Here is a 7,821-nt window from a genome sequence, read left to right on the forward strand (position 1 = left end):
AACTGCAGCTACTCCTCGCGGTCTGGACCGGCGCCTGCCCCACGTGTCACCGCGACATGCCACAACCGATACCGACCTGACCAAGCACTACTAGTACAGGGTCAGCCAGGCTTTCGCGCTAACGACGGTCGCCCTCCGCGTGCCGCGCGGCCTTCTTCACACCAGCCTCCACGGCCTGCCCCGGGGGAGGACGATGGCACCGAGGCCCGCGCAGACAACACCGACACCACATCCCTGGCCGAGCCTGATGTGAAGGTTCGGGGGTAAACGAGCGAAGCACGTTTGGGCACGGGGGCGAGGCGGACCGGTCTGGAACAGACAGCAGACGGCGAGGACGGGCAATCGCCGCTGGGGGACGTCATCACGGTGTCCGGAGCGTTCGAGGGCGGCGAGGACATCGCCGTCGCCCGCCATCTGGCCCGCACCTTCCGACGTACAGGCCATACACGGGCTGCCCGTGTACGGACGGGCGATGGGCATGGTGCAACTCGTGGTCAGCGAGCTGGTCACGATCAAGCAGGACCCCAACGTCCGGCTGATCGGCAAGCTCCCCGGCTACGGCCTGATCGTCTCGGAGGTCAGCGAGACCACGCTGCGCGTGCTGATCGAGATGCTCGGTGATCCGCGCATGGACGAGCTCGTCTCCGATCTGCTGCGCAACAACCTGCAGCAGGTCAAGCAGGCCGTGCATCAGCGACAGAACGAGGACGTGGCGTACTTCCGCCCGCCCGGCGTCAAGGCTCAGGCGGGCGGAGGCAGCGGGACTACTGCGAGATGGCCCAGAGGTCGGCGATCGACGGGTCGTAGTCGGTGCCGACGTCCTGGAAGCGCAGCCGCACCACGCCATTTCCCACGAGATCGGGGCGGTCGACGACGAACTGGTAGCTCAGGCTGCCCTGTCCGCCCTGCGTGCGCTGGTAGCGGCGCTGGTGCACCACGACGCCGTTGATCTGCACGTCATAGGTCTTGAGCTGCGCGCTGTCGTAGGTCTCGACCATCCGAAGCACAAAGGGCCGGTCCGTCGGCACCTTGACGTCCATCTCGAACCAGCCGCCGGGATAGGCCGAGTTGGTGTAGCGGCGAGTCAGCCCGGCCTCGACATTCGTCCCGGAGTGCTGCGAGGCGGCCAGCTGGTGGGCGCTCTCGGAGGTGGCGTTGCCGAGGTCGACGTAGTCGAGGAAGCTCGTCGGCGGATTGGTGAAGACCACCCCGATGGTGGCCCTTGCCTTCTCCTGTTCGGTGGTGCCGGTGGCCACGCCGACGCTCGCCGGCCCTTCGGTGACGCTCATCGGAACGGCGACCCGCGCCGTCACCGTGCTGGTGCCGTGAGCGGGGACGGTGACCTGCTGCGGGGCGACCGCCGCCCAGCCGTCCGGCGGACTCACCTGGACGGTGCGCTGCTGCACGACCGCCGAGTGGTTGGTGAGCAGCACGGCGAGATCGTCGGTGGCCCCGGCTCCGGCGGTCTTGGTCGCGGGCGTCACCGAGTCGACCGTGACGGCCGGGTTGACCGCCAGGGTTGCGGAGACCGGCAGGCTCGCCGTCGACTGGTGGTACGCGTAGTGCGCCTCCCCGGTGAGGGTGACCGAGCCGGCCGCTGCCGACATCGGCGCGGTGACCCGGTACGCCTGGGTGCCGGTCGCGCCGGCTGGGATGTCGCCGACGGCGGGCCCGGTGGGCACCACGGTCCATCCGGCCGGAGCGGTCAGGCTGGCGCCGAGCCCCTTCAGCGTGCTGGTGCCCGAGTTGCGCACACTGACCGTCGCCGTGACGGAGTCCCCCGGGAGGACTCCGTCAGCGGGCGGCGTCAGCTGTGCGACCGCTCCGACAAGCAGCCCGGACGCCGCGCTGAGCTCGTCGGCGATCGTGGCCAGCGGTGCGGTGAGGGTGGCCGCGGCGGTGGCGTCGAGCTGGCCGATCCGGCGCTTGTTGGCGATCCAGCGCTGGAGGTCGGCGGCCGTCGAGAGCGCCGCGTGCACGGCGGCGACGGTGTCGTCGCTGACCAGCCGGGTCTGCCAGGCGGCCTCGAGCTGGTCGGCCAGCTTGCCCGCCTGCGCGTCGAGCAGGCCCGCGGTGCCACGGTCGATGCCGCCCTTGGCGGCGAGCGCGTCGATGGCCGTCGTCCGGCTCGTACCAGTCGCGCGGGCCGAGCCCAGGTGGCCGAGCACGTCGTCCACGGCGAAGTGGTAGGAGCCGGAGCCGACCTCGAAGACGGGCGCGCCGTCGGTCATTGTCTTGTAGGTGACGCCGGTGGCGTCCTCGGCGGCCTTGCCGGATTCAGTGACCGCCCAGCGGTTCGCCGCGGTCGGCACTCGGACGCTGGCCGTGGTGTTCGCCGGGACGGTGACGTCGAGGGTCAGCCCCGCGTCGGTCTTGTGCCAGGTCGAGGCGATGGTGCCGTAGGGCGTCTCGTGGGCCATCTTCGCCCAGTCGATCCCGTCGCCGGGCTCGGGAGCGATCGTCGAGCTGTGGTAGCCCGGCGTGCGCGGCGAGACGCCGGCGAGGGTGCCGGACATCCACTCCCCGACCGCGCCGTAGGCGTAGTGGTTGAAGGAGTTCATGCCCACGGGCCCGAAGCTGCCGTCCGGCATGATCGAGTTCCACCGTTCCCAGACGGTCGTGGCGCCCTTGCCGATCTCGTAGCCCCACGACGGGTAGTCGCGGTTCTGCAGCAGCCGGTAGGCGATGTCGGAGCGGCCGATCTTGCTCAGCGCCGGCAGCAGCCCGTCGACGCCGAGGAAGCCGATCGAGAGGTGCCAGTCGTGCCGCTTGATCGTCTGGACGAACTTGTCGGCGATCGCCTGGGCCCGGTCGGCCGGCACCAGGCCGTTGTTGATGGTCAGGACGTAGGACGTCTGGCTGTTCCCCTTGACCGTGCCGTCGGCGGCGATGAAGGCCTGCTGATAGGCCTGCCGGATCGCCTCGAAGCGCTGCTGGTACGCGGCCGCGTCGGCGTCGTGTCCGATGGCGGCGGCCATCTGGGCGAACTCGTGCGTGCTGCGCGCGACGAAGGCGGTGTCGAGCACATCGGCCGGGGTCGCGTCGTCCAGGTTGAGCCAGTCGAGGTAACCGCCCGCGGATCGGATGTGGTTGGTCGAGTCGCGGTCGAGGTAGTCGACATAGCGCTTCATGGCGTCGTAGTTGTCGCGGACGACCTGCAGGTCGCCGTAGGCCTGCCACAGCACCCACGGCACGTGCACGCCCGCATCCGCCCAGCCGGCGCTGCCGTAGCCACCGTCGAACTTGCCGGGGATGGTCGGCGCGACGCCCGGGAAGGAGCCCGTGGCGTTCTGGGTGTCGCGGAGATCCTGCAGCCACTTGCTCAGGAAAGCCTGCGAGTCCATGTTGTAGGCGGCTGTGCGCGAGAAGACGTCGATGTCGCCGGTCCAGCCCATGCGCTCGTCACGGGCCGGGGTGTCGGTCGGGATCGACAGGAAGTTTCCGCGCTGGCCCCAGGTGATGTTGCTGTGCAGTTGGTTCACGAGACCGGACGAGGTGCTGAAGCTGTTGGCGCGCGGTGTGTCGGTGCCCATCACGATTCCGGTCACCTGATCGTCCGCGGGCGCCTGGGCGACACCGCTGATCTCGATGTAGCGGAAACCGTGGAAGGTGAAGGTCGGCTGGTAGGTCTGCGTCCCGGTGCCGGTGAAGGTGTAGTAGTCGGTGGCCCGCGCCGAACGCAGGTTGTCGGTGTAGATGGTGCCGTCGGGGTTGAGCACCTCGGCGTGGCGGATCCGGGCGGTGGTGCTGGCCTGGCCGGTGAGGGTCACGCGCGAGACGCCGACCATGTTCTGCCCGAGGTCGTAGATGTACGTGCCGGGCGTGGGCGAGGCGATCCGGTGGGCGGCGAGCTTCTGGGTGTCCCGTACCGGCTGGTCGGAGGCTGGCTCGAGCAGCTTGGTGGCGGACGGCATCGTGACCGCCGACGTCCAGGCGGCGGCGTCGTAGGCCGTGGTGTCCCAGCCGGCCACCTGTGCGCCGCGGCGGGCGTCGTAGCTCTCGCCGTCGAGCAGGTCGGCCGAGGTGATCGGGCCGGGCGTCGTGCGCCAGGTGTCGTCGGTGCCGACGGTCTGGGTGCTGCCGTCGGCGTACTGCACGCGCAGCTGGCCGATCAGCGCCGGGTTGGCGCCCCAGATCTGGTCGCCGAACATCGCGACCCTGCCCGAGTACCAGCCGCGCGCGAGCTGGGCGCCGATCGCGTTGTCGCCCGCGTGCAGCTGCTTGGTCACGTCGTGGGTCTGGTAGTCGATCCGCTTGTTGTAGTCGGTGACGCCGGGCGCGAGCTCCTGGTCGCCGACGCGAGCACCGTTGAGCCGGAACTGGTAGAGACCCTCGGCGGTGGCGTAGAGCCGGGCCGAGGCGATCGGCTTGTCCTGCAGGTGGAAGGTCTTGCGCAGCAGCGGGACCTCGTGGCCGAGTCCGAGCCAGGCCTCACCGCCGTTGCCGTCGACCAGCAGGCCGTTCGCTGTCACGGTGCCCTGCTCGAAGGTGTGGTCGCCGGGCGGGAAGGAGTCGTCCACGAGCACCGTGCCGTCGGCGGAGGTGACCTGGACCTGCTTCACCAGGCCGCGCTCGGTGCCGCTGGTGCGAAAGCCCACGATGCCGGGGCCGGTGAAGGTGGCATCCGAGCGCTTGTCGAGGACGCTGCCGTCCACCGAGGTGGTGATGGTGCTGCCGGCGACGGCGATCTCGTACTTGTGGCTGGTGGCGAAGTCGAAGCCGGCCGGGAAGGGCGTCGCCGAGAGGACGCTGTAGCCGCCGGCCTTCTTGACGTGCGGGCGCAGCGCTCGCTGCGACTCGCTGAGCTGCCACATGTAGGCGTTGTTGGCATCGCTGCCGCGGAAGTACACGCCCAGCGCGCCGCTGATGCCGGAGGCCGTGAAGCTGATCGTGTAGTCACGCCACTGCGGGCCGAAGCGGTCGGCGGGATTGGCGCCGATCCAGTCGGCCTGCCACTCCGAGGCGTCGAGCAGACCGGTCTCGAAGGTGGCGTCGTCGCTCCATCCGGACGCCGTGCCCTGGTCGTCCCAGACCCGGACGGACCAGTGGTAGCCGGTGTGGCTGGTCAGCGCCGGGCCGCCGTAGCCGACGTCGACGGACTGGTCGGAGCCGACCTTGCCGCTGTCCCAGACGTCCGCGCCGCCCGCGCTGCTGCCCACGCGTATCTCGCAGCCCGACAGCGGGCGTTTGCCGCTCGAGTCGGATTTGGTGACGGGGGTGTTGTTGGCGTAGGCGTAGCCGTTGAGGGATTCGTGGTCATCGGGGGCGAGGACGGGGTCGACGGAGAGGAAGCGTCCGGTGGTCGGGTCGTACTCGCGGGCGCCGATGCGGGTAAGTCCGGTGTCGGTGTCGGCGGGTTTACCGAGGAAGCCCTTGTCGTCGGGCCAGGGCGGCGGCGGGACTGACGATCCATCTTCGCATGGGGCGCACCCTCCGATTGAAACGTTTCATACCGCCCGGGGAAGCGTTACTCTAGCGATCGTGGCGTAGCTTCGGGAAGGGTTCTGTCCGATATTGGACCACCCGTTCTTACGGGGCTTCGCGTGTTTCTACCGCCGGGCCTGTCGCGGCGAAGCCTGCTGACGGATCATCACGCACTGCATCCGCCAGGTGGCTGAGAAGACCTCAGTCCCCAGCCCCCGCACCGGGCGATACCCCAGTGTGACACGCCAGTTCCGCGCCTACGCGGCCCGGACCCGCGCAGACGCCGACCAGCTCGCTGCGGCCCTGATGACATCGCCAGGCAACGGCCTGCCCGACCCCGAGCAGTGCAGGCCGTGGGAGGAACTGCGCGAAACCCACCTCGCCCGCCTCGCCAAGTAGCGCCCGGCCGTTGCCTGATGCCCCCACAGCACGGTCCGCGCCGCGCCCGTATCGCCTTCTCCGACGCCGCCGCGAAGCAACTGGAGTCCATCACCAACCAGGCGGAGCTCCACGCTCTGGACCGCTCCCTGGTCGTCATCTCCGTTGGCCCCGAGATCGGCGAGACGATCCCCAGCGACACCACTGGCCCTCAGCTCCGCCAGTACACCGACGAAGTCGAGTACGTATGGTCGGGGGCCGTGCTGCCGGCGGAGGGGGCGGTGCTGTGCGGCACGGGGTCGGCCTCGCGGCCGGGCGGTCAGGTGCGGCGGCCTCCGGCGGGTCGATCGGCGGCGGCGTGCGGGGCAAGACCGTGAGGGCGTGCTTTCGCGGGGCGTTGGTCCTCGTCGGCGGCTGCGAAACGGAACAGACCCTCATCTTGACGTTTAACCTCGCAGGTCACTCGACCTGCTGATCTGCGGTTCTTCCCGGGACAGCGAAGGCGGCCGTTCTCCACGCTTCGAGATGTCGAGTAACGAAGCACGAGAGAACGGCCGCTACGTATGAGTCTCCCCGTCGACACTCCCGCAGGCGAGGCATTGAGCGCGTTGTCCCGCTTTCGGGTCGAGTTCTACGACTGTCTGTACAGCCGTGCCGATGCGCTCTTCGAGCTCACCGAGGCGATCTTGTGCGCCGATGGACCGGTGAAGACCCTGGTCGAGCTCTGCCTGGCGGTCGAGCACCGACGGGGGCATGGGGCGCTGTACGCGGCGCTAGACCGGGGCTGGCTGGAGCCGACACGATTGCGCCGCGCGCTGGCGGAGCTGCCGCTGCCGAAGGCGGCCGACGGGCGGATCGTGCTCGCCGTGGACGTGTCGCACTGGCTGCGACCGGACGCCCCCACCAGCGGCGACCGGCTCTTCTGCCATGTCTACGGACGCGGCGACCGCAGCTCGGACCAGCTGGTGCCAGGCTGGCCCTACTCCTTCGTCGCGGCCCTGGAAACCGGCCGCACCTCCTGGGTCACTCTCCTGGACGCGGTTCGCCTGGGCCCGGCCGACGACGCGACAACCGCCACTGCCGCCCAACTCCGCGATGTTGTCGAGCGGTTGACAACCGTAGGCCAATGGAGACCGGGCGACCCGGACATCCTGATCGTGATGGACTCCGGCTACGACGTCGCCTACCTGACCCACGCCCTCGCTGACCTGCCGGTCGCGCTGGTCGGGCGCCTGCGCTCGGACCGGGTCATGCTCCGCGACCCCGGCCCCGCCCGGTCGGGTCCCCGGGGCGGGCGCCCCCGCCGGCATGGCGGCGTTCTCACGTTCAAGAAGCCCGACAGCTGGCACGAGCCCGACGTCACGACCGCCACGGACACCACCCGCTACGGCACGGCCACCGCGACGGCCTGGGACCGGATGCACCCCCGGCTCACCCACCGCGGGCCCTGGTTGAACCACGCCAAGGAAGAACTTCCCGTTCTGCACGGCACGTTGATCCGCCTGAAGGTCGAGCACCTGCCCGGTGACCGGGACCCTAAACCCGTCTGGCTGTGGTGCTCGGCCACCGCTGCCGAATCGGCGGACGTGGACCGCTGGTGGCAGTCCTTTCTCCGCCGCTTCGACCTGGAGCACACCTTCCGGCTCATGAAACAGACTCTGGGCTGGACCGCCCCGAAAATCAGGCATCCCGACACGGCCGACCTGTGGACCTGGCTGATCATCGCTGCCCATAACCAGCTCCGCCTCGCCCGCCCCCTCACGGAGGACCTCCGTCGCCCCTGGGAACGGCCCGCGGAACCCCGCCGCCTCACACCCGCCCGGGTCCGGCGGGGGTTTCGCAACATCCGCGCGACCGTGGCCCGCCCGGCAGCCGCACCGAAACCGTCCCGGCCGGGCCCGGGACGGCCTCCCGGCTCGAAGAACGCGCCGGGCGGTCAGACACTCGTAGAACTCGCCCCGGAAGCGTGACGCTTCCGCGAACGCTTCCCTCCGCACAGCATCAGGCAGCAGACTCACC

General features: G+C 69.9%; 2 protein-coding genes and 2 pseudogenes. 3 read left to right on the forward strand and 1 reads right to left on the reverse strand.

Going from position 1 to position 7,821, the window contains the following annotated elements:
- Window positions 1-764 precede the first annotated feature (764 nt).
- On the reverse strand, window positions 765-5,438 hold the full coding sequence (locus ACWDUZ_RS38215) for a family 78 glycoside hydrolase catalytic domain (RefSeq protein WP_451636435.1): 4,674 nt from the start codon (window positions 5,436-5,438) through the stop codon (window positions 765-767).
- A 223-nt stretch (window positions 5,439-5,661) separates the two neighbouring features.
- Here ACWDUZ_RS38215 and ACWDUZ_RS38220 point away from each other — a divergent pair, with 223 nt between their 5' ends.
- From ACWDUZ_RS38220 to ACWDUZ_RS38230, 3 genes and pseudogenes are all read left to right on the forward strand, one after another.
- Window positions 5,662-5,823, forward strand: a complete 162-nt coding sequence (locus ACWDUZ_RS38220; RefSeq protein ID WP_451636434.1) for a hypothetical protein — start codon at window positions 5,662-5,664, stop codon at window positions 5,821-5,823.
- Window positions 5,824-5,840: 17 nt separating this feature from the next.
- Window positions 5,841-6,050, forward strand: a pseudogene (locus ACWDUZ_RS38225) (hypothetical protein); the annotation flags it as partial.
- Window positions 6,051-6,365: 315 nt separating this feature from the next.
- Window positions 6,366-7,727 (forward strand): annotated as a pseudogene (locus ACWDUZ_RS38230) (NF041680 family putative transposase); the annotation flags it as partial.
- Between the last annotated feature and the right edge of the window lie 94 nt (window positions 7,728-7,821).

Source organism: Streptomyces sp. NPDC003393, assembly GCF_053589015.1.